This window comes from Streptomyces sp. NPDC041200 (assembly GCF_055591805.1).
Map to the genome: position 1 here is coordinate 576,066 of NZ_JBVIZF010000001.1, position 20,690 is coordinate 596,755.

Sequence of the window (20,690 nt, forward strand, 5' to 3'; positions counted from 1 at the left end):
AGGGGGGGAACTGATCAGCGGTCCGCCGGGGCCTCGGCGAACGCCCAGCCCGACCAGCGGGTGACCTCGATGGCGATCACCGGTCCGCGCGGCGGCTGGTCGGCGTACTGCGGGTACTTGCCGACCAGCTGTCGCACCGGGTCCGCCCGTTCGGCCGCCGCCTCGGCCGGAATGACGCGGGCCCGGCCATCGGCCCGCACCCACCACAGCTGCCGCCAGTCCTCGTCATAGTGGTCGACCAGGAGGGAGACCGCCGGGTTGGCGTGGATGTTGCGCAGCCGCTTCAGGTCCTGGTGGCGCTTGGGCTTGTGGTCCACAGCGGTGACCACGGTGTCCACGCCGTCCGGGGTGGTGAGGGCGAAGGTGGCGGGCACCAGATGCGGTCGGCCGTCCTCGTCGGTGGTGGCCAGCCGCAGCACCCGGGCGCGGGCGAAGCGCCGCCGCGCCTCGGGGGTCTCCAGTCGCATACCGGCGAGGCTACTGCGGGGCGCGTCCGGCGGCCGTACGAAGCGCCGCCGGACGCGCGCCCGGGGCCCGGGGCTACTCCTTGGCCGGGCCGCCGCGCAGTTGGCCGGTGATCCGGGCCGCCGTCGCCGCCAGTCGGCGGTGGGCGTCGGCCAGTTGGGCACCGGTCACCCCGTGGTCCCGGGCGGTGTCGCGGATGTCGTCGCGGAAGCGGTCGAGCAGCCGGTCCAGATCGCGGGCGGGGTCGCCTGACGGGGTGAACTCCCCGGCCCACGCGGGCTCGGCCGGCGCGCCGCCGCCGTCACCGTCGCCGCCGCGCACATCGGCACCGGCACCGGCTTGGGCGTCGGCATCCGCGGCGGTCTGCTGGGCGGTGCCGGGGGCCGGTTCCGGTGCGTCCGCGCGCGGGGCGGTGGGGGCGGCGGTTTTCGTCGCGTCGCCCGCGTCCGTCCGGCCCGACGGGGTCATGCCCTGCCGGGAGAGACGGCTCACGCTGCGCGACACCTCGGCCAGACCGTCCCGCACCGCCTGCTGCCAGTCGCCCGCCCGGATGTGCTCCTGGGTCTGCTCCTGGACGCGCCGGGCGACCCGCTGGACCTCTTCGAGCGCGAACTCCTGGGCGTCCTTGGCCTGCTTACGGGCGCGCTGGGCGTCCTGCCGGGCGCGGCGGCTCTCCTCCTTGGCGCGGCGGGCCTGCTCCTTCCACTCGTCCTTGGCGCGCCGCAGCTCCTCCTTCGCCTGCCGCCAGCCCTCGGCGTTGTCCCACGGGCCCTCCCAGGGGCCGGGTTTGCCCTCGCCGGTACCACCGGAGGTGCGGGCCTTCTGGGCGGCCTCCCGCATCTCCCGCCGCAGATCGTCGGCGGAGCCGCGCACGTCCTCGCGGATCTCGGCGGCGAGTTCGGCCACCGATTCGCGGATCTCCAGCTCCAGCTCGGCCAGTTCCCCACTGCGGTCGGCCAGTTCGGCGCGTCCGGCGTCGGTGATGGAGTAGACCTTGCGGCCGCCTTCGGTGGTGTGGGTGACCAGGCCTTCGGCCTCCAGCTTGGCCAGGCGCGGGTAGACGGTGCCCGCGGAGGGCGCGTACAGCCCCTGGAAGCGTTCCTCCAGCAGCCGGATGACCTCGTAGCCGTGGCGCGGGGCCTCATCGAGCAGCTTGAGCAGGTACAGGCGGAGTCGGCCGTGGGCGAATACGGGGGGCATCAGAGGACCTTTCCCTGCGGGCCGCCGGTGCTGTCGGTGCTGTCAGTGCTGTCAGTACTGGTGGTTCTGGTGGTGCTGGTGGTGCGGCCGCTGACATCGTCGCCGTCCCCGTCGGCGGGCGGGCGCCGCAGCAGCGCTATCGCGCCGGAGACGGTGGTGGCCTTCAGGCGGCCCTGGCCCGAGCCCAGGTGCCCGGTGATCCGCTTGGCGCCCCACTGACCGGTGACCCGCAGATCCTCGAAGGCGTTGGCGACGGGCCCGCTCGCGGTGTTCGCCTCGACCCTGGCGTCGGCGGGGTGCGGCAGCCGGATGGCGATCTCACCGGAGACGGTGGTGAGGCTGATGTCCGCGCGCTGCGAGGCGGGGGCGAGGTCGAGCACCATATCGCCGCTGACGGAGTCGGCCTTGACGACCGGGCCCGAGCCCTCGATCACGGTGAGGTCGCCGGATACGGAGTTGAAGCGCAGATCGCCGGTGACGGCCTGGGCCTCGACCCGGCCGGAGACGGTGTCGGCGCGCACCGGACCGGTCAGCCCGACGAGGGTGGCGTCGCCCGATACGCCGCGCAGATCCGTCCGGCCGCCCAGCCCGGAGGCGACGGCCGAGGCGGTGACGACGCCGATCGAGGCGGCCGTGCCCGTGGGCACCGCGAGGGTGACATGGACGCTGCGGTGCCACGCCTTGCGGTCGAGCCAGGAGAGCAGACCCTTCCAGGGGAGGTCGTCGTACGCGACGCTCAGGGTTCCGTCGTCCAGGGTCACCCTCAGCGGTGGGCCCTCGATGGCGGACAGCTCCAGCCGGGCCGGGCCGCCGTCGGTCCCGACCACGTTGACCGTGCCGTCCACGATGCGTACGTGGAGTGCGGAGACGGGCTCGTCGAAGGTGAGCTTCTGTGGTTCGCCGAACGACCACTCTGACCGGGCTGACATCCCTGGCCTCCCCTGGCTGGATGCGGCCACGCAACATATCGTGTCCGTACAGACACGATATATCGTGGATCGCTGGAGTCAAGCCCGTCACGGGCGCGAGCGCGGCCCCGGGCGAAGACGCCTGGCCGAGGTGTGTTTATCGAGAATTTCCACTAGAGCATCACTAGTGTGCTGCTAGAGCGTCATGGAGTGCGAATGTTCGAGGCTGTTACCTTCGTGCCTTCGATTCGAGAAGAAAGAGGGCAGTGAAGGTAATGGCGTCACAACCCTTGAAATACTCGGTATCAAGTGATTCTCAAGACCTGTGCTCCGTTGCCCAGGTGCTCCTGAGGGCCGCGCACCACTACGCCGATTCCGGGGTACGTTACGTGACCGCCGAGGCGGGGCGTGACACAACACGCCAGTCCTACCCGGAACTTCTGCAATCCTCGTCACGGCTCCTCGCACCGCTCCGCGGGCGCGGGCTGCGGCCGGGCGCCAGGGTGGCCCTGCTGCTGGACGATCAGCGGGAATTCCTGACGGTCTTCTGGGCCTGCCTGCTCGGCGGCTTCGTACCCTGCCCGATGGTTTCCGTCCGCGGCGACCCGGCCCGCTGGGCCGCCCAGCTGGCGCATCTCAACCAGCTGTTGGGCGGCCCGTTGCTGGTCACCACCGAGGTGATGAGCGCCGAGCTGCCGCATGTGCCCGGGCTCGACACCGCCACGGTGGAGCAGCTGCGGGACGCGGAGAGCGCGTCCGGCCCGGAGGGCGGCGCGCCACGGGGGGTGCACATCGCCGCACCGGACGATCTCGCCCTGCTGGTGCTGACCTCCGGTTCCACCGGGAATTCCAAAGCGGTCATGCTCACCCACGCAAACATTCTCACCTCCATGGCGGGAAAGGCCGGGAAGCAGCGGCTCACGGCCGCCGATACAACCTTCAACTGGATTTCCTACGACCATGTCGCCGCGCTCCTGGAAGCGCATATGCTGCCGCTCTATGTCGGCGCCGAGCAATTGCATGCGGAAGCATCTCTCGTTCTGGAGGAGCCGCTGAATTTCCTCCGTATCGCCTCCCGCCACAAGGTCACGATGACCTTCACCCCGAATTTCCTCCTCGGTCCGCTGAATGCCTCCGCGCGAGATCTGGCCGAGGAGATATCGGCGGGCGGTGAAGGGCTCGACCTCAGCTCTCTGCGGCATATCGTGAGCGGCGGCGAGGCCAATGTCGTCGCCACCGGCCAGGCGTTCCTGGCCCACTACGCCCCGTACGGACTGCGGCCCTCCGCCCTCTGGCCCGCCTTCGGGATGACCGAAACCTGCGCGGGGTCGGTCTACAACCGCGCCTTTCCCCTCACCGACGTGGGCCAGGAGTTCGCCAACCTCGGCACCCCCGTCGAGGGGCTGAGCATCCGGGTCGCCGACGACGACCACCGGCCGCTGCCCCCGGGCGAGGTCGGGGAACTCCAGCTCAGCGGGCCGATGATCACCAGCGGCTACTACAACGACGAGGCGGCCACCAAGGAGGCCTTCACCCCTGACGGCTGGTTCCGCAGCGGCGACCTCGGCCGTATCGACGACGGGCGGCTGACCCTCGTCGGACGCAGCAAGGACAGCGTCATCGTCAACGGCGTCAACTACTTCAGCCATGAGATAGAGGCCGCGCTGGAGCAGCTCGACGGAGTGGCGGGCGGCTATGTGGCGGCGTTCCCCACCCGCCGGCCGGGCAGCGACACCGAGCAGCTGGTGATCGCCGTCCACCCCGAACTCGCGGACGACGACGAGCCCGGACTGCACCGTCTGATCACCGCCGTGCGCTCCACCGTGGTGATCCACTGGGGCTTCCGGCCGTCCCTCATCCTGCCGCTTCCCAAGGACGCGTTCCCCAAGACCAGCCTGGGCAAGACGCTGCGCCGCAGGATGCGGAAGCGGCTGGAGTCCGGCGGCTTCGACGACGTCATCGGGCGGGTAACGGAGCTGACCACCCGGCGGCTGGGCGGGCACACCCCGCCGGAGGGCGAGACGGAACGGGTCCTCGCCGAGATCTACGCCGAGATGTTCGACACCGCGCCGGAGCGGATCAGCGCGACGGCCAGCTTCTTCGACCTCGGCGGCACCTCCCTGGACATCCTGCGGCTGCGGCACCAGGTCACCCGGCGGCTCGGGGTGGCGGACCTGTCGATCATCACCGTGCTCACGGCGCCCTCGGTGCGGCAGCTCGCCGCCCGGCTGACCGGGGGCGGTTCGCCCGCTGCCGAGGCGTACGACCCGGTCGTGCCGCTGCAGACGGGCGGCGCGAAGACCCCGCTGTTCTGTGTGCACCCGGGCGTCGGCGAGGTCCTGGTCTTCGTCAACCTCGCCAAGTACTTCGTCGGCGACCGGCCGTTCTACGCCCTGCGCGCGCGTGGGTTCAACGAGGGGGAGAAGCCCTTCGAGAGCTTCGAGGAGATGGTGGACTGCTATGTGCGGGCCATCCGCGCCAGGCAGCCGCACGGCCCGTACGCGGTCGCCGGGTATTCGTACGGCGGCGCCGTGGCCTTCGAGATCGCCAAGGCACTGGAGGCGGAGGGCGAGCGCGTCGACTTCACCGGCAGCTTCAACCTGCCACCGCACATCAAGTACCGCATGGACGAACTCGACTTCATCGAGACCGCCGTCAACCTGGCCTTCTTCCTCGACCTGATCAACAAGAGGCAGTCCCTCGACCTTCCGGGAGAGCTGCGCGCACTGCCCCGGCGGGAACAGCTCGCGCGTCTGCTGCGGATCGCCCCCCAGCGGCGGCTGGCCGAACTCGACCTGGACACGGAAAGGTTCGGCGCCTGGGCGGAGCTGGCCCACGGGCTCACCGGCCTCGGCCGCACCTACCGGCCCGGCGGCACCACCCGCTCCATGACGGTCTTCTGCGCCATCCCGCTGCGCGGCACCAAGGAGGACTGGCTGAACAACGAACTCCGCAGGTGGGACGAGCACACCACGGAGCCGAACCGATACCTCGACGTACCCGGTGAGCACTACACCCTCATGGGTCCCCAGCATGTCGCGGCCTTCCAGGCCATCCTCCGCAAGGAGCTGGACCGCGCGCTGGGCGACGGATGACCAGGACCGCTGCCCGCGACGGCGGCACGGAAGAGGAGAAGAACACGGTGGAAGGCAAGAAGATCCTGGTCACCGGCGGCAGCGGGCAGGTCGCCGGGCCGGTGGCAAAGGCGCTGGCGGCCCACAACGAGGTGTGGTGCCTGGGCCGGTTCGGCGCCCCCGGCGTCGAGGAGGCGCTGCGCGCCCGGGGCATCACCACCCATCGCTGGGACATGAACGACCTGGGGGAGTCGGGGTACGAGGGGCTGCCGGACGACTTCACCCATGTCTTCCACTCGGCGGTGCGGCGCGGCGAGGACGGCGACTACAACGCCGCCGTCGAGGTCAACTCCCTCGCCTGCGGACGGCTGATGACCCATTGCCGCACCGCCGAATCGTTCCTGTTCGTCTCGACCGGCGCCCTCTACAAGCGGCAGACCCTCGACCACCCGTACGCCGAGAACGACCCCATCGACGGAGTGGCCGACTGGCTGCCCTGCTACCCCGTGGGCAAGATCGCCGCCGAGGGCGCGGTGCGGGCGTTCGCCGGGGTGCTGAACCTGCCGACCACCATCGCCCGGCTCAACATCGCGTACGGCCCGGGCGGTTACGGCGGGGTGCCGATGCTGTACTTCAAGCGGATGCTCGCGGGCGAGCCGATCCCGGTGCCGGCCGAGGGCCAGAACTGGTGCTCACTGCTGCACACCGACGACCTGGTCTCCCAGGTGCCCGCGCTGTGGGCGGCCGCGTCGTCCCCCGCCACCCTCGTCAACTGGGGCGGTGATGAGCCGGTCGGGATAACCGATCTGGTGCGGTACCTGGAGGAGCTGAGCGGGGTGGAGGCGCGGCTCGTACCCAGTGAGGTGACCAGGGAGACGTACCAGTTCGCCCCCACCCGCCGCCGGGAGATCACCGGGCCCTGCCGGGTGCCGTGGCGCGAGGGCGTACGCCGCACGCTCCAGGCCCTCCATCCCGAGCACATCAAGCCGCAGTACGCCGTCCGACAGCCGCCTGAGGAGAGATGAAAGCCGTGGCATCACCGAACATCGAGGTCATCCGCGCGTGCTACGCGGGATTCCGGGACCGCGACATCGAGGGAATCCTGTCGGGCATGCACCCGGACGTCGCATGGGTCCACCCGGCCGGGATGGCGAAGTACGGCCTCGGGGGCACCAAGCTGGGCCACGCGGGGATCAAGGAGTTCCTGGCGCGTGTCCCGAGCGTGCTGGGCGGGATGAGACTCGCGCCCGAGGAGTTCATCGAGCAGGGGGACCGGGTCGTGGTGTTCGGCACCCGGGAGGTGACGTCGCGCGGCGGCCGTACCGCGACCCTGGACTTCGTCCACTCGTGGACGATGCGGGACGGCAAGGCGGTGAGGATGGAGGACATCTTCGACACCGTGGCCTTCCACGACCTGATCGAAAGCTGACGCCGACCGCTTCCGTACGGACCCAGGTGCGGACCCGGGCCGCCCGCTCTTCTGACGGACCCAGGTGCGGACCCGGGCCGCCCGCTCTTCTGACGGACCCAGGCCGCCCGCCCTCGTTGCCGCGAGAGCGGGCGGCCCGTCTGTGGGGTGTATCCGGTGTCAGACGGTGGTGACGACCTCGTCGTACTCCAGGCGCGGCAGGCGGCCCATCCAGGCGTCCGGGCCCGGCTTGCCGATGTTGACCACGCAGACCGCCTGGTGGCGGCCGTCGCTGAAGAACTCCTTGGAGACGGCCACGGGGTCGAAGCCGCTCATGGGCCCGGCCGCGAGCCCGGCGGCGCGCACGGCCAGGATGAAGTAGCCCACCTGCAGCGCCGTGTTGAACTTCGCCGACGCCTCCCGCATGACCGGCTCAGCGAAGATGGCCTGCGGGTTCTCCATGAACGGTACGAGCTTGGGCAGCTCCTCGTGGAAGTCCAGGTCCGCGGCGAGGATCGCCACCAGCGGCGCCTTCGCGGTCTTCTCCTGGTTCGCTCCCATCATGTGCGGCACGAGCCGGCCGCGGGCCTCTTCCGACCGCACCATGACGATGCGCAGCGGCTGCTGGTTCATCGAGGTGGGCGCGTACTTCACCAGCTCGTAGATGGCGCGGACCTGCTCCTCCGTCACCGGCTCGTCGGTGAAGGTGTTGGCCGTGCGGGCCTCCAGGAACAGCTGGTTCTGCGCCTCCGGCGCGAGGGTGAGGTGCCGCAGGGCATCGCCGTTCTCCGGTGCGCTCATGGAGCTTCTCCTCAAGGTGCGTACGCTATGGGAATTAAATGGACTAGACGGGCTAGTCCACTACAGTGACGGAAGGCTAGACTCACAGGTCCATCGAGGGCAAGACCGGCTCACAGCGAGGAGGTTGGACCGTTGCGGACGGACAACGGTCCGCGGCGCGGCGCCGCGGGACGGCCGGGGGGCCCGCAGCCCGCCAAGCGCCAGGCGATATTGGAGGCGGCCGTCGCCGTCTTCCTGCGCGAGGGCTACACCCGGGCGGGTGTCGACGTCATCGCGGACCAGGCGCGGGTCTCCAAGCAGACCGTCTACAACCACTTCGGCGACAAGGAACGGCTGTTCCTCGCCGCCGTGGACGGCGAACGGGAACGGGTCGCCGCGGGCTTCGCCCCCGAGTCGCCGCGCACCCCCGCAGCCGAGGACGACGGCGCGGACGTCCGCGCGGCACTCACCGCCTTCGGCCACCGCGTCCTCGACGTCCTCCTCGACGAACGGGCCTCCGCGCTGCGCCGCCTGATCATCGCCGAGGTCGCCCGCCACCCCGCGCTGCGCCCGGCCTGCGCCGAGGGCGAGCCCCAGCAGCTGGTGAAGTACCTCGCCGAAATGCTCGGCCGCCGCACCGACCGGGGCGAGCTGGACGTCCCCGACCCCGCCTCCGCCGCCCAGCAGTTCGTGGCCCTGATCGTCCAGCAGGGCCTGTACCAGTCGATGTACGGCACCCGTCCGATCGCCGCCGTCGATGCCACGGCCATCTGCGAGAAGGCCGCCGACCTGATTGTCCGCGCGTACCGCACATGACGTGCGAGGAGGTGGCACCCATGCGTGCGAACGTTCTCGGACCGCTGACCCTGCGCCACGGCGCTCTGTCCGGAGTCCCCAGCGCGATGAAACCGCGCAAAGTCCTGTCCCTGCTGCTGCTCAGCGACGGCCGCATGGTGCCGGTGCAGTCCCTGATGACCGAGCTGTGGGGAGACCAGCCGCCGCGCACCGGGCTCACCACCCTCCAGACGTACATCCTGCACCTGCGCAAACTGCTCGCCCAGGTGCTCGGCACGTCCTCCGCCGCGGTCACCCGTGACGTCCTGCAGACCCGGCCCGGCGGCTACGCGTTAGTCCTGCGCTCCGGCCAGCTCGACGTCCACGACTACCGCACCCTCGTCACCCAGGCCGAGTGCGCCCTGGAGATCGGCGACGAACGGGCCGCCGACGCCGCCTTCCGGCAGGCCCTCGCCCTCTGGCAGGGCCCCGCCCTCGTCGACGTCACGCCGCACGGGCGACCGCTGCAGGCCGAGGTCGCCCGGCTGGAGCAGTCCCGGCTCACCGCCACCGAGCGCGGCATCGAGACCCGGCTGCGGCTCGGCGGCCATCTGGAAGTGCTGAGCGATCTCGCCTCGCTCGTCGTCGAGCACCGCTTCCACGAGGGCCTGCACAGCCAGTACATGCTGGCCCTCCACCGCTCCGGCCAGCGCACCCGGGCCCTCGCCGTTTACCAGCGGCTGCGCATGACCATGGCCGAGGAACTGGGCCTGGAACCCTCCGCCAAGCTCCAGCGCCTCCAGCAGGCCGTCCTGGTCTCCGACCCCCGCCTCGACCACGAGGCGGGCACCCCGGGACGCGGCCCGGTGGTGGCGTAGCGGCTACGCCGTTTCCTGTTCCCAGGGCAGCCGGATCAGGGCCAGCTCCGCGAGCCGTTCCAGATCGGCGCGGCAGGCGCCGTACGCGGCCTGGACGGCGATCCCCTCGGTGAGCGCGAGGACATAGCGCGCCGCATCCCGCGGCTCGACGGTCCCGGGCAGATCGCCGGACCGCCGGGCGTCGGCGAAGCGCTCGGTCAGCATGACCTCCCCCGCCGCGCGGCGGGTGCGTACCTCTGCCTTCGCCTCGCTCGCCGCGTCCCCGGTGGCCAGCGCGCCGTGGACCATCAGACACCCGGCCGGGGTGTCGGCACCGGTCGTGGCCTCGACCGCGCCCCTCAGCCACCGGCGCACGACCTCCCGTACGCTCCCGGCCTCCAGGGCCTGCGGGCCGTACGCGAAGACGGTGCGGGCGTAGTGGTCGACGACCTGCCCGAACAGGCCCGCCTTCGAGCCGAACGCGCCGTAGATGCTGCCCGGCTTCAGGCCGGTGGCGGCGGACAGATCCGCCATCGTGGCGCCCTCGTACCCCTTGGCCCAGAAGACGCCGAGCGCCGCCGACAGGGTCTGCTCGGCATCGAATTCGCGGGGCCGTCCCTTCGCCATGCCGGTCCTCCCATTTATTTAGCGCCCGTTCAAGATAGCACTTGCGCGGCCGCGGGGCGCATGACATCTTGAACGCTCACTCAAGAAATAGGGGTCGCCATGTCACAGCCGCTGAACGGCAAGGTCGCACTGGTCACGGGCGGTTCGCGGGGAATCGGCGAGGGCATCGCACGCCGCCTCGCCCGCGAGGGCGCCGCGGTCGCCCTCACCTACAACGCCTCCGCGGACCGCGCGGAAGCGCTGGTGAAGGAGATCGTCGCGGACGGAGGGCAGGCGCTGGCCCTCCAGGCCGACGCCGCGGACCGCGCGTCCCTCCGTACGGCCGTCACCGAGGTCGCCGAACGGCTCGGGCGGCTCGACATCCTGGTCAACAACGCGGGAGTCGGCGTCATACGGCCGATCGAGGAGCTGACCGACGTGGACTACGACCACGTCGCCGCCGTGAATCTGCGCGCCGTCTTCGCCGCCACGCAGGAGGCCCTGCGCCACATCGGCGACGGTGGCCGCATCATCACGATCGGCAGCATCAACGCCGACCGCGTCCCCTTCGCCGGCGGCAGCCTCTACGCGCTGACCAAGGCGGGCGTGGCGGGGTTCACCCGCGCTCTGGCCCGCGAGGTCGGCGGCCGCGGTATCACCGTCAACACCGTCCAGCCCGGCCCCGTCGACACCGACATGAACCCGGCCGACGGCCCGTGGGCCGCAGCCGCCCTCCCGCACCTGGCGGTCGGCCGCTACGGCACGGCCGACGAGGTGGCCGGTCTCGTCGCCCATCTGGCAGGCCCCGACGCCGCGTACATCACCGGCGCCACCCTCGACGTCGACGGAGGCTACGCGGCCTGAGGCCGCCCGCCCCTCGCGTCAGATGTCGTCGTCCTCGTCATCGAGCCGCGCCAGCCACGTCGCCAGCCGCTCCATCGGAACCTCGAAGTCCGGGTTCAGGTCGACGAACGTCCGCAGCTGCTCGGCGAGCCACTCGAACGTGACCTGCTCGTCGCCGCGTCGCTGCTCCAGCTCCTCGATGCCGCGGTCGGTGAAGTACAAGGGTCGCTCCGGGGGTGGGTGTGGTGGATCTACCGGCCCAGGATATGCGGCCCTGCCCGGACGCTCAGCCGCAGTCGGCCAGTGCGTCCACCAGCCCCCGCGCCTGGGGCGCCCCGCGCCGGAGGAGCAGCGCGGCGGTGGTGTGCAACTCGTTCCAGGCGTGAGGCCGCCCCACGTCCGAGGCGTCGGCGGTGCAGCCGAGCGCGGTGTGCGCGGCCGCGTCGGCATGACCGGCCGCGGCGAGCGCGTGCGCGAGGCACGCGCTGTACCAGGACCGATCGCGTCGGTACGAAACTGGGAGGGCGTCGATGCCGGTGCGCAGCAGGTCGGCGGCGGCGTCCCAGCGACCGAGATGTATCGCGGCCATGCCGCGCTGGAGGGTGAACCAGTTCTCGCCGTAGAAGTACATCCACGGCGGCTCGTCCTCCGGCCGCTCGGCCGCGCGGGCGATGAGGCGCTGCGCCTCGTCGAGGAGACGGTGGGCCGCGTCGGCCTCGCCGCCCAGCGCGTATCCGCGTGCCTCCATCTGGGCCGCCATGCCCTGGATGCCCAGTGACGTCCCGGGGGATGCCCAGCGGGCGGCCTGTGCCAGCCGGGCGCAGCGGCGGCCGTCGCCCACTGACCAGGCCACGTGTGCCTTCATGCTGAGCGTCGTGGCCGCCATGTCGCCGTCGGCCGCTTCCATGGCCCATTCGTGAGAACGGTCGTACCAGGCGAGAGCGGTCGATGAGTTCCCCTGGTCCTGCGCCATCCAGGCCAGGAATTGCGCGTGCTCGGACGCGAGTCGTACGACACGGGTGGCCACGTCACCCGAAGCTGCGTCGTGGAGGCCGACCACGGTGGCCAACTGCTGTCGAGACCCACCAGGTGGCCTGGGATGCGTAATGCGTCGGCGATCTGCGTGATCTTCTCGTACGTCGTGATCGAGTCCTCGCCCCGGGCCAGCTCGCCCACGCGTTCCGGCTTGATGTCGCAGGCATCCGCGATCTTCGAGAAGCTGATTCCGCCCCATTGCCGGGCCAGCTTGAAGACGGCCCCGAAATCATGGCGCTCCAGAGCCCTCCGTACGTCGGATCGATCGAGGACGTGGGGAGGAAGCGCGGCGGGGGAGAAGTAGCTGGACATGTGATTCCCAAGTTTCGGTGACGAGAAGGGGATATCAGCAGTCTCAAGCCGGATTGTACCCATCGTGGGGATACTCCTGATGGGGAATCGGAAGCTTCCCCTTCAGCGGCACGCTGACGACACGGGACAGATAGAGGGAACCCATTCCATGGGCAATCACGGGAAGCAGCCGGCGCCGAACCCGCAGCCTCAGCAGCCGTCGCCCCGCGACAGCGACAGTCAGCATCCGGATGTGTCGAAGCCCGGAGGCGGGACGCACCGGAAATGAGTCCCGATGACCTGCGGGGCCGGGCCGCCGAGACCCTCGACGGCTTGGACGGGTTCGCCGAGCCGTGGATGCGGGAGGCTTTTCTCAAGGTGCCGCGCCATGCGTTCGTTCCCGACACGGTGTGGGTCTGGCGGGACGACGCCTATCGCCCGCTGCGTGCCGCCGACGACCCCGGCGCATGGGCCGCGCTGGTCCACGATCCGCTGGCGTCCGTCGTCACCCAGGTCGACGACGGGGCGGCCGAGACCGAGGGCACGCTGCCGACCAGCTCCATCAGCGCCCCCAACGCCGTGTTCACCATGCTCGCCGCCGCGGATGTGCGCCCCGGCATGCGGGTGTTGGAGATCGGCACCGGCACGGGGTACAACGCCGCCCTGCTGTGCGAACGGGCCGGTGCGGCGAACGTGACGTCCGTGGAGGTGGACGCCGGACTGGCGGAGGTGGCCGCCCGGCGGCTGGCCGAAGCCGGGTATCACCCCCGCGTGGTGGCCGCGGACGGGGAGGACGGCTGGGCGCCCGACGCCCCGTACGACCGGGTGCTGTGCACGGCCTCGCTCCAGCGCGTCCCCTTCGCCTGGGTGGAGCAGACCCGCCCCGGCGGGCTCATCGTCACGCCGTGGAAGACGACGCTCCAGCCGCACGGGATGGTGCGCCTGCGCGTCGCTGACGACGGCGCCTCGGCGAGCGGCCACTTCGACCAGCCGATGTCGTTCATGGATCTGCGCGGCCAGCGGCGGCCGGATTCGCCGCTCGGTGAGGTGTACTCCGCCGCGTCGTGGGAGGAGAGCCGCGACAGCCGTACCGCGCTCGATCCGTCGTCCCTGGACACCGACTTCCATGCCCGCTTCGCCCTGGGGCTCCGGCTTCCCGGAGTGCACTGGGCCGACGACGGATGGCTCGCCACCACCGACTCGTGGGCGTATGTACGGGAGGGCAGCGCCTACCAGTGGGGCCCGCGTGAACTGTTCAGCGAGCTGGAGCGGGCGTATCGGTGGTGGCGGGAAGCCGGTTCGCCGGAGGTGTACGACTTCGGCCTCACCGTGACCGCCCACCGCCAGACCGCCTGGCTCGGCACTCCCGACACCGTCATTCCAGCGTCCGGCTGATGCACCGGGTGCACTCGCTGCAATGGCCAGACTCGCCGATGACCTGCGGGGACTAGGCCGCTATGACGAGGCCCATACGCTGTCCTGCCAGGAACGCGACCTCCGCGCCGCGCGCTTCCCGGACGGCGGCTTGGAAGCGCGGATCGCCCACCGGAGCATGGCCCGCTCGCTGCGGATGCTCGGCCACTACGCCGAGGCCGCGGAGATGTCCGGAATGGTTCTGGAAAGCGTCCAGGATGAGCTGGGCACGACGGCCTTGTCGACCCTGTCGTCCGAGACCGACCACGCCTACGACCTGCGGCTGTCCGGCCGCTACGAGGACGCCCTGATCTTGCAGGCGGCCAGCGTCGAGCGGCATCGCGAAATCCTGGGTGACGACCACCCGTGGACGCTGGTGGCCGCGTACCACCGTGGGCTGTGCGCATGCTGGTGCGGGGACGCTTGGCCGCCTGTTACGACGCATGTCTGGGGGCACGGCACCCCTACACCATCGGGGCCCGGACGAACCGCGCGCTCACTCTGGTGCTGGCGGGAACACACAGGGCGGCACCGGAGTGGGAGAAGGTCCTGGCGGACATGACCGCCGCGCTCGGCCCCCGCCCCCCTGGACGCTGGGCACCGCGCTCAACGCGTCGGCGGTTCAAGAGGCCACCGACGCCTGTGCGATGAGCCGCGAGACCGCGCGGCGAGCCGCCAAGGTGCTGGGGGAGCGGCATCCGCTGACCCTGCTGGCCCAGGTCGCGCTGGCCGCGGACCTGCGCGCGATCCGGGGCGGACGGGACGAGGCGGATGTGGTCGAGGAGGTGGCCGTAAGCGCGCTGGGCGCCGTCCTGGGGCCGGACCACCCCGAGACCGTGGCGGCCCGCGACCGCATCCGGCCCGTCTGGGACTTCGAGCCGCTGCCCATCTGACCACCCGTACGGCCGGAAGGCCCGGCCCCGCGCGATGCGGGAGCCGGGCCTTCCGTACGAAGCGAGGTGGCTCAGATCTCGAAGGCCTCGCTCACCAGCGCCTGCTGCTCCGTCTGGTGCCGCTTGTTCGACCCCACCGCGGGCGAGGACGAGTGCGAGCGCGACACGCGGACCAGCCGCTCGGCCGCCGGGACGTCGGCGCCGACCGCCAGCTCCAGGTGGTCGATCAGGTTGAGGGCCATGAACGGCCAGCCGCCCTGGTTGGCCGGTTCCTCCTGCGCCCAGACGAACTTCTCGACGCCCGAGTACTTGGCGATCTCGGCCTGGACCTCGGCGCCCGGCAGCGGGTACAGCCGCTCCAGCCGGATGATCGCCGTGTCCTTCGCACCGCGCTTCTCACGCTCCGCGTCCAGGTCGTAGTAGACCTTGCCGGAGCAGAAGATCACCTTGCGGACGCCCGCCGGGTCCACCGTCTCGTCGCCGATGACGGGGCGGAAGGCGCCGGTGGTGAACTCCTCGGTCTTCGAGGCCGCGGCCTTCAGGCGCAGCATCGACTTCGGGGTGAAGACGACCAGCGGCCTGTGGTGCGGGTTGTGGACCTGCCAGCGCAGCAGGTGGAAGTAGTTCGACGGCAGCGTCGGCATGGCGACCGTCATGTTGTTCTGCGCGCACAGCTGGAGGAAGCGCTCGATGCGGGCGGACGAGTGGTCCGGCCCCTGGCCCTCGTAACCGTGCGGCAGCAGCAGCGTGACGCCAGAGGTCTGGCCCCACTTCTGCTCGGCGGACGAGATGAACTCGTCGACGATGGTCTGCGCGCCGTTGACGAAGTCACCGAACTGCGCCTCCCACAGGACCAGCGACTCCGGGCGGGCCAGCGAGTAGCCGTACTCGAAGCCCATCGCCGCGTACTCGCTGAGCAGCGAGTCGTAGACGTTGTAGCGGGCCTGGTCGTCGGAGAGGTAGAGCAGCGGGGTGTAGTCGTCGCCGGTCTCGCGGTCGACGAGCACCGCGTGGCGCTGGCCGAAGGTGCCGCGGCGGGAGTCCTGTCCGGCGAGCCGGACCGGGGTGCCCTCCATGAGCAGCGAGCCGATGGCGAGGGTCTCGCCCATGCCCCAGTCGATCGTGTCGTCCTCGATCATCGCCGCGCGCCGCTGGAGCTGCGGGAACAGCCGCGGGTGGACGGTGATCCGGTCGGGGGTGTTGACCTGGGACTCGGCGATCCGCTTGACGACCTCCTGGGAGACCGCCGTGTTCACCGCGACCGGGAACTCCGGCTGCGGCTCGGGGACCTCGGGCTGGGCCGGGGTCGAGACCGCGTCGCGGACCTCGGTGAAGACCTTCTCCAGCTGCCCCTGGAAGTCCTGCAGGGCCTGCTCGGCCTCTTCCAGGGTGATGTCGCCGCGCCCGATCAGAGACTCGGTGTAGAGCTTGCGCACCGAGCGCTTCTTGTCGATCAGGTCGTACATCAGCGGCTGGGTGAAACCGGGGTTGTCGGTCTCGTTGTGGCCGCGGCGGCGGTAGCAGATGAGGTCGATGACCACGTCCTTGTTGAACGCCTGGCGGAACTCGAAGGCCAGCCGGGCGACGCGGACGACGGCCTCGGGGTCGTCGCCGTTGACGTGGAAGATCGGCGCCTCGATCATGCGCGCCACGTCGGTGGCGTACATCGAGGAGCGGGACGCGGCCGGGGCGGCGGTGAAGCCGACCTGGTTGTTGATGACGATGTGCACGGTGCCGCCGGTGCGGTAGCCGCGCAGCTGCGACATGTTCAGCGTCTCGGCGACCACGCCCTGACCGGCGAAGGCGGCGTCGCCGTGGAGGGCGACGGGCAGGACGGTGAAGTCCGTGCCGGCCTTGCCGATGATGTCCTGCTTGGCGCGGGCGACGCCCTCCAGGACCGGGTCCACCGCCTCCAGGTGGGAGGGGTTGGCGGTCAGCGAGACCTGGATCTGCTCGCCGTCGAGACCGGTGAAGGTGCCCTCGGCGCCCAGGTGGTACTTGACGTCACCGGAGCCGTGCATCGACTTCGGGTCGAGGTTGCCCTCGAACTCGCGGAAGATCTGCGCGTACGACTTGCCGACGATGTTGGCGAGGACGTTGAGGCGGCCGCGGTGGGCCATGCCGATGACGACCTCGTCCAGCCGCGACTCGGCGGCCGCGTCCAGCACCGCGTCCAGCAGCGGGATGACGGACTCGCCGCCCTCCAGGGAGAACCGCTTCTGGCCGACGTACTTCGTCTGCAGGAAGGTCTCGAACGCCTCGGCCGCGTTCAGGCGGCGCAGGATGCGCAGCTGCTCCTCGCGCTCCGGCTTGTCGTGGCTGCGCTCGACGCGGTCCTGGATCCACTTGCGCTGCTTCGGGTCCTGGATGTGCATGAACTCGATGCCGGTGGTGCGGCAGTACGAGTCGCGCAGCACGCCCAGGATGTCGCGCAGCTTCATCATGGACTTGCTCGCGAAGCCGCCGACCGCGAACTCGCGCTCCAGGTCCCACAGGGTGAGCCCGTGCTCGATGATGTCGAGGTCGGGGTGCTTGCGCTGGCGGTACTCCAGCGGGTCGGTGTCGGCCATGACGTGGCCGCGGACCCGGTAGGCGTGGATCAGGTCGAAGACCCGGGCCGCCTTGGTGACGTCGTCGTCGTGGCTGACGTCGATGTCCTTGAGCCAGCGGACCGGCTCGTAGGGGATGCGCAGCGCCTTGAAGATCTCGTCGTAGAAGTCGTTCTCGCCGAGCAGTAGCTGGTTCATGATCCGCAGGAACTCGCCGGAGGCGGCGCCCTGGATCACCCGGTGGTCATAGGTGCTGGTCAGCGTCATGACCTTGGAGACGCCCAGCTTGTTCAGGGTGTCCTGGGAGGTGCCCTGGAACTCGGCCGGGTACTCCATCGCGCCGACGCCCACGATCAGGCCCTGGCCGGGCATCAGCCGCGGCACGGAGTGCACGGTGCCGATGCCGCCGGGGTTGGTGAGGGAGGCGGTGACGCCGGTGAAGTCCTCCATCGTCAGCTTGTTCGCGCGGGCGCGGCGGACGATGTCCTCGTAGGCCTGCCAGAACTCGAAGAAGTTCAGCGTCTCGGCCTTCTTGATCGCCGCGACGACGAGCTGGCGGTCGCCGTTGGGCTTGACCAGGTCGATGGCGAGGCCGAGGTTGATGTGCTCCGGCTTGACCAGGGTCGGCTTGCCGTCCTTCTCGGTGAACGAGTAGTTCATCGAGGGCATCGCCTTCAGCGCCTGCACCATGGCGTAGCCGATGAGGTGCGTGAAGGACACCTTGCCGCCACGGGCGCGCTTGAGGTGGTTGTTGATGACGATGCGCTGGTCGAACAGCAGCTTGACCGGAACCGCGCGGACCGAGGTGGCCGTCGGCAGCTCCAGCGACGCGTTCATGTTCTTCGCGACCGCGGCGGACGGGCCGCGCAGCGTGACCAGCTCGGGACCGGCGGCGGGCTCGGCCTTCGCGGGCTTCGCGGAGGCCGTGGGCTCGGCGGGGGTCGGCTTGGCCGGTGCGGGCTTGGCCGGGGCCGGAGCCTTCGCGGCAGGGGCCGCAGCGGGCTTCGCGGGCGCCGGGGCGGCCGCGGCGGGCTTGGCGTCCGCGGGCTTGGCGTCCGCGGGCTTGGCCGGGGCCGGGGCCTTCGCGGGCTGAGCGTCGGCGGGCGCCGGCGCGGCGGGAGCCGGGGCAGCGCCTCCGGTCACTCCCTGTGGTGGCGCGGCCACCGCTGAACCGGTGTCCTGGCCCGGCTTGTAGTCGGCGAAGAAGTCCCACCAGGCTCGGTCGACCGAGTTCGGGTCCTGGAGGTACTGCTGGTAGATCTCGTCGACGAGCCACTCATTGGGGCCGAAGGCAGCGGCAGGGCTAGTTCCCTGCCCGTCCTGCTCGTCGGTCGAGACGCTCGAGGTGTTGGGGGACTGTGGCGACACGGCGGTAACCGCCCTCTTCCGCTTCACAAGGTGGTGGACAGCGGGAATAAAGGCTACGCCCCTTGACCCCTTACGTGCAGGCCGCACTGGTCATCGTCGTCTAAGTCACACTCATCGGCGGGTTTCAGCGCATGGCGTGGCGGGAAACACACGTGGTTCCGCTATGACCGTCCGGGATGTGGATACGCAAAAGTGCACCCACACCGCTCAGATGTGCGCTTCCGTCACCGACTTTACGTCAATTTTGATCTCTGGACGTCCCCCGGAAGGGTGACTTTGATCCGGCAGCCCCGAGGGGATTCAGCCACCCCGATGCGTCCGCCGTGCAGATCGACCGCCCAGCGCGCGATGGCCAGGCCCAGACCGGTCCCGCCGTCGCTGCCCTGACCGGGCCGCGGGCGGGCGCCGGGCGCCGGGCCTCCGGGGTTGGGGGAGAGGCTGCCCCGGTTGAAGCGTTCGAACACCCGGTGCCGCTCCGCCTCCGGAATGCCCGGGCCCTCGTCCTGCACCTCCAGCTCCAGGCCCCCCGGCCCCTCACCGCGCCGCGCCCGCACGCTGACCCGGCCGTGCGCCGGGCTGTGCTTCATCGCGTTGTCGATCAGGTTGGCCATGACCTGGTGCAGTCGCTCGGCGTCCGCGTACGCGGTCAGCTCCGGCGGGGAGACGTCGAGGTCGAGATGGACGTCCTTACGGGTGTGCTTGCCCGAGCCCGCGTCCGCCCCCTTGGCCATGCTGGCCTCCTTGAGGATCCCGGCCAGATACGGCCAGACCTCGAAGGTGCGGGCGTGCAGCGGCACCACCCCGTTGTCCAGCCGGGACAGGTCCAGCAGCTGTTCGACCAGCCGCCCCAGCCGCTCCGTCTGGCGCAGCGCGACCCGCATCGTCTCCGGATCCGCCTCCGAGACGCCGTCCACGACGTTCTCCAGCACCGCCCGCAGCGCCGCGATCGGCGTGCGCAGCTCGTGCGAGACGTTGGCGACCAGCTCCTTGCGGTGGGTGTCCACCGCCTCCAGGTCGGCCGCCATCCGGTTGAACGAACTCGCCAGGTCGCCGAACTCGTCCCGGCGCTGCGCCGCCCGCACCCGCTGGGTGTAGTCGCCGTGCGCCATCGCCTTGGTGACCTCGGTCATCTCGTCCAGCGGGGCGGTCAGCCCGTGCGCCACGAACTGGGTGATCAGCAGCGAGGCGATGATCGAGAAGACCGTGATCACGCGCAGCTCGGTGTCCGAGTGCATCGCCGCGAACACCAGCAGGGTCGTGATGATGACCGACCCGATGACCAGCGCGCCGAGCGCCGCCTTGACCGAGCGGTACGGGTCGAACGGCCGCAGCGCCTCCCACGCCCTGCGCCAGGTGGTGCGGACGCGCTCGCTCCGGGACAGGCTCCGGACCCGCCGGATGTGCCGGTCCAGAGCCCATGTGGTCCCGGGGGGCTTCTTCATGCCGCGGGCGTCTCCAGGGCGTAGCCGACGCCGTGCACCGTACGGATCCGCTCCGCGCCGATCTTCCGGCGCAGCGCCTTGATGTGGCTGTCCACGGTCCGGGTGCCGGAGGCGTCCGCCCAGTCCCACACCTCGGCCAGCAGCTGTTCCCGGGAGAGCACCGCGCGCGGGGTGTTCGCCAGACAGACCAGCAGGTCGAACTCGGTCGGCGTCAGGTGGACGTCCGAGCCGCGCACCCGCACCCGGCGCTGGGCGTGGTCGATCTCCAGCTCGCCCAGGCGCAGGATCCCGCTGCGCGGGGTGTTGGCGGCCAGCGCCGCCCGCTCGACCCGCCGCAGCAGCACGTGCACCCGGGCCGCCACCTCGCGCATCGAGAACGGCTTGGTCATGTAGTCGTCGGCGCCGACTCCGAGCCCCACGAGCATGTCGGTCTCGTCGTCCCGCGCGGTCAGCATCAGGACCGGCACCGGCCGCCGCGCCTGCACCCGGCGGCAGACCTCCAGGCCGTCGAAGCCCGGCAGCATCACGTCGAGGACCAGCAGGTCCGGCTGCCACGCCTCGGCCGTGTCCACGGCCGCCGGGCCGTCCGCGGCCGTCTGCACCTGGAAGCCCTCGGCGCGCAGCCGGGCCGCGATGGCGTCCACTATGGTCGGATCATCCTCGACGACGAGAATCCGGCGCTGCGCGCCCGGGGTGGTCGTGGCGCCCCCGTTGTGGCCGTTGTGCATCTGCTCCATACGCCCGCCCCTGCGTCGTTCTCATGAATCCGCGGCCGCCTACCGTT

Annotated in this window: 19 protein-coding genes; 9 read left to right on the forward strand and 10 right to left on the reverse strand. The window is 70.8% G+C overall.

Features of this window, described 5'->3' with window-relative positions; all coding sequences use genetic code 11:
• Nucleotides 1-14: 14 nt before the first annotated feature.
• The 3 genes from ACZ6CL_RS02775 to ACZ6CL_RS02785 form a co-directional block, all read right to left on the reverse strand.
• Nucleotides 15-467 carry a TIGR03668 family PPOX class F420-dependent oxidoreductase gene (locus ACZ6CL_RS02775; protein ID WP_468930291.1) on the reverse strand — a complete coding sequence of 151 codons (453 nt, stop codon included), beginning with the start codon at nt 465-467 and terminating at the stop codon, nt 15-17.
• A gap of 73 nt (nt 468-540) precedes the next feature.
• A complete protein-coding gene (locus tag ACZ6CL_RS02780; protein ID WP_468930294.1) occupies nt 541-1,665 on the reverse strand; it encodes a helix-turn-helix transcriptional regulator in 1,125 nt (374 codons plus the stop codon).
• Nucleotides 1,665-2,594 (reverse strand): DUF4097 family beta strand repeat-containing protein, encoded by a 930-nt coding sequence (locus ACZ6CL_RS02785; RefSeq protein WP_468930296.1) that lies wholly within the window; start codon nt 2,592-2,594, stop codon nt 1,665-1,667. Before ACZ6CL_RS02785 ends, ACZ6CL_RS02780 begins: the two co-directional genes overlap by 1 nt.
• Before the next feature lie 254 nt (nt 2,595-2,848).
• On the opposite strand from ACZ6CL_RS02785, the gene ACZ6CL_RS02790 reads away from it, so the two are divergent.
• From ACZ6CL_RS02790 to ACZ6CL_RS02800, 3 genes are read left to right on the forward strand one after another with little or no spacing between them, the layout of a single operon-like run.
• Nucleotides 2,849-5,668: an AMP-binding protein gene (locus tag ACZ6CL_RS02790; RefSeq protein WP_468930299.1), complete on the forward strand. Its 2,820-nt coding sequence runs from the start codon at nt 2,849-2,851 to the stop codon at nt 5,666-5,668.
• Nucleotides 5,665-6,672 carry an NAD-dependent epimerase/dehydratase family protein gene (locus ACZ6CL_RS02795; protein ID WP_468930302.1) on the forward strand — a complete coding sequence of 336 codons (1,008 nt, stop codon included), beginning with the start codon at nt 5,665-5,667 and terminating at the stop codon, nt 6,670-6,672. The genes ACZ6CL_RS02790 and ACZ6CL_RS02795 overlap by 4 nt, the downstream gene beginning before the upstream one ends.
• 5 nt (nt 6,673-6,677) lie before the next feature.
• Nucleotides 6,678-7,076, forward strand: coding sequence for a nuclear transport factor 2 family protein (locus tag ACZ6CL_RS02800; RefSeq protein WP_468930305.1), 399 nt, complete (start codon nt 6,678-6,680; stop codon nt 7,074-7,076).
• 159 nt (nt 7,077-7,235) lie between these two features.
• On the opposite strand, the gene ACZ6CL_RS02805 is transcribed toward ACZ6CL_RS02800, so the two are convergent.
• Nucleotides 7,236-7,856: a malonic semialdehyde reductase gene (locus ACZ6CL_RS02805; protein ID WP_468930308.1), complete on the reverse strand. Its 621-nt coding sequence runs from the start codon at nt 7,854-7,856 to the stop codon at nt 7,236-7,238.
• Nucleotides 7,857-7,988: 132 nt separating this feature from the next.
• Here ACZ6CL_RS02805 and ACZ6CL_RS02810 point away from each other — a divergent pair, with 132 nt between their 5' ends.
• Both ACZ6CL_RS02810 and ACZ6CL_RS02815 read left to right on the forward strand, forming a co-directional pair.
• On the forward strand, nt 7,989-8,651 hold the full coding sequence (locus ACZ6CL_RS02810; protein ID WP_468930309.1) for a TetR/AcrR family transcriptional regulator: 663 nt from the start codon (nt 7,989-7,991) through the stop codon (nt 8,649-8,651).
• 20 nt (nt 8,652-8,671) lie between these two features.
• Nucleotides 8,672-9,487: an AfsR/SARP family transcriptional regulator gene (locus ACZ6CL_RS02815; protein ID WP_468930311.1), complete on the forward strand. Its 816-nt coding sequence runs from the start codon at nt 8,672-8,674 to the stop codon at nt 9,485-9,487.
• Between the two features lie 3 nt (nt 9,488-9,490).
• Here ACZ6CL_RS02815 and ACZ6CL_RS02820 read toward each other — a convergent pair whose 3' ends face one another.
• Nucleotides 9,491-10,093: a TetR/AcrR family transcriptional regulator gene (locus ACZ6CL_RS02820; RefSeq protein WP_468930314.1), complete on the reverse strand. Its 603-nt coding sequence runs from the start codon at nt 10,091-10,093 to the stop codon at nt 9,491-9,493.
• A gap of 99 nt (nt 10,094-10,192) precedes the next feature.
• Between ACZ6CL_RS02820 and ACZ6CL_RS02825 the strand changes: the two genes are divergently transcribed.
• Complete coding sequence (locus tag ACZ6CL_RS02825; RefSeq protein ID WP_468930316.1) at nt 10,193-10,936, forward strand: 3-oxoacyl-ACP reductase family protein; 744 nt, start codon at nt 10,193-10,195, stop codon at nt 10,934-10,936.
• 18 nt (nt 10,937-10,954) lie between these two features.
• Here ACZ6CL_RS02825 and ACZ6CL_RS02830 read toward each other — a convergent pair whose 3' ends face one another.
• Both ACZ6CL_RS02830 and ACZ6CL_RS02835 read right to left on the reverse strand, forming a co-directional pair.
• Nucleotides 10,955-11,137, reverse strand: coding sequence for a DUF6104 family protein (locus tag ACZ6CL_RS02830; RefSeq protein WP_468930319.1), 183 nt, complete (start codon nt 11,135-11,137; stop codon nt 10,955-10,957).
• A 64-nt stretch (nt 11,138-11,201) separates the two neighbouring features.
• The gene (locus ACZ6CL_RS02835) at nt 11,202-11,942 is read right to left on the reverse strand and encodes a tetratricopeptide repeat protein (protein ID WP_468930322.1); all 741 of its coding nucleotides are present in this window, start codon (nt 11,940-11,942) and stop codon (nt 11,202-11,204) included.
• Nucleotides 11,943-12,526: 584 nt separating this feature from the next.
• Between ACZ6CL_RS02835 and ACZ6CL_RS02840 the strand changes: the two genes are divergently transcribed.
• The 3 genes from ACZ6CL_RS02840 to ACZ6CL_RS02850 all read left to right on the forward strand — a co-directional run bounded on the left by ACZ6CL_RS02840 (nt 12,527) and on the right by ACZ6CL_RS02850 (nt 14,547).
• Complete coding sequence (locus ACZ6CL_RS02840; protein WP_468930324.1) at nt 12,527-13,636, forward strand: methyltransferase domain-containing protein; 1,110 nt, start codon at nt 12,527-12,529, stop codon at nt 13,634-13,636.
• A 22-nt stretch (nt 13,637-13,658) separates the two neighbouring features.
• Nucleotides 13,659-14,216 (forward strand): tetratricopeptide repeat protein, encoded by a 558-nt coding sequence (locus ACZ6CL_RS02845; RefSeq protein ID WP_468930327.1) that lies wholly within the window; start codon nt 13,659-13,661, stop codon nt 14,214-14,216.
• An 85-nt stretch (nt 14,217-14,301) separates the two neighbouring features.
• On the forward strand, nt 14,302-14,547 hold the full coding sequence (locus ACZ6CL_RS02850; RefSeq protein WP_468930329.1) for a hypothetical protein: 246 nt from the start codon (nt 14,302-14,304) through the stop codon (nt 14,545-14,547).
• Between the two features lie 71 nt (nt 14,548-14,618).
• On the opposite strand, the gene ACZ6CL_RS02855 is transcribed toward ACZ6CL_RS02850, so the two are convergent.
• From ACZ6CL_RS02855 to ACZ6CL_RS02865, 3 genes are all read right to left on the reverse strand, one after another.
• Nucleotides 14,619-18,464, reverse strand: coding sequence for a multifunctional oxoglutarate decarboxylase/oxoglutarate dehydrogenase thiamine pyrophosphate-binding subunit/dihydrolipoyllysine-residue succinyltransferase subunit (locus ACZ6CL_RS02855; protein WP_468930332.1), 3,846 nt, complete (start codon nt 18,462-18,464; stop codon nt 14,619-14,621).
• A gap of 233 nt (nt 18,465-18,697) precedes the next feature.
• Nucleotides 18,698-19,906 carry a sensor histidine kinase gene (locus ACZ6CL_RS02860; protein ID WP_468930335.1) on the reverse strand — a complete coding sequence of 403 codons (1,209 nt, stop codon included), beginning with the start codon at nt 19,904-19,906 and terminating at the stop codon, nt 18,698-18,700.
• A complete protein-coding gene (locus ACZ6CL_RS02865) occupies nt 19,903-20,643 on the reverse strand; it encodes a response regulator transcription factor (protein WP_358623761.1) in 741 nt (246 codons plus the stop codon). The genes ACZ6CL_RS02860 and ACZ6CL_RS02865 overlap by 4 nt, the downstream gene beginning before the upstream one ends.
• Nucleotides 20,644-20,690 lie beyond the last annotated feature (47 nt).